At 67.8% G+C, this 1027-nt stretch carries 1 protein-coding gene and 1 pseudogene; both read right to left on the bottom strand.

All coding sequences use genetic code 11. The features are described from left to right. Positions 1–92: pseudogene (locus ABZ318_RS39615) on the bottom strand (IS5/IS1182 family transposase); the annotation flags it as partial. 207 nt (positions 93–299) lie between these two features. Next, positions 300–563 carry a hypothetical protein gene (locus tag ABZ318_RS39620; protein ID WP_356907254.1) on the bottom strand — a complete coding sequence of 88 codons (264 nt, stop codon included), beginning with the start codon at positions 561–563 and terminating at the stop codon, positions 300–302. Positions 564–1027 lie beyond the last annotated feature (464 nt).

A 1027-nucleotide genomic window follows, 5' to 3' on the forward strand; every position in this document is an offset into this window, starting at 1 on the left:
TGCTCAACCAGCTCGTGCGGGACATCGAGCATGGCAGGATACGGAACCACCAGGGCCCCTTCGGTCGCCAGCGTGTTGAGTGAGATCACCACGCCAACGACGAGGGGCTCTGTCTCGTCACCACACCTGCTGACCAGCCCATTTCACCCTCCAGCACAGGATGAAAGAGGCTCAGTACCAACGGCGCCGAGTTCGACGTCGACGAGTGCGACATGGCCGAAGACATGGACGTCAGGTAAGCAGATGACCTCGTACTCACCTGAGCGAATGAGTCGCACTCCGACGGCTTGACAACAGCATTAGGAAGCCAGGGCCGTGCGCGCGCCGTGCAGGGCGTCGTCGAGGGTGTCGGCGGTGCGGTCGTGGCCGGTGAATCCGCTCGCCTCGTCCGGGTCGATGCTCCATCCCCAGCCGGTCTCGGGGTGCCCGTCGACGACCAGGGTGTGGCCTTCCAGGACGACGGTGAGGGAGACGTTCCCGCCGGGGAGGGTGACGGTCTTGATCGCGGCTCCGGGGCCGAGGATGTGGGCGGCGGCGGAGCGGGCCTCGTCTGCGCTGGTCATGGGGTTCTCCTCGTGGGGGACGGTCAGGGCGATGGTGCGGTCGTCGGGGTCGGTCAGAACCTGCCGGCCTGGGGTGGCGCCGGTGCCGACGGGCGCGGTCAGGCCGAGCCGCAGGTAGCCGGGGCCGGGCGGCCGGGTACAACTCTAGGACGACGCCGTGCTGCTCGCGTATGAGCGGATCGCCCCCGCCCGTCGCCGGCCGCCCGGGCCGACCCCGCCGACGCCGCAGGCTCTGCTCGGTGACAAAGGCGACGCCTCAAAAGGGCTGCCGCTCCATGATCGAAGAAGCTCTCATGGCGGCAATGTCCATCGGAGAGTGTGTTGCCGACATGTGACATTCTGCTGGAACCGAGTTTGCCGCAGCCCCGCCGCCGGTATTCAGGTGGAGGCTGCGTTCCTCAGATGGTCGCGGTCGGCAAGGGCAACACCATGTCCCGGGAGGCGATGCACTCCCAGCTGCGCGG

Origin of the sequence: Streptomyces sp. NPDC006197, from assembly GCF_040613865.1 — a bacterium.
Taxonomy (GTDB): Bacteria; Actinomycetota; Actinomycetes; order Streptomycetales; family Streptomycetaceae; genus Streptomyces.

Excerpts from the sequence above, each read along its gene's own strand:
- ABZ318_RS39620 (WP_356907254.1), bottom strand. The coding sequence starts at position 563 with ATGACCAGCGCAGACGAGGCCCGCTCCGCCGCCGCCCACATCCTCGGC.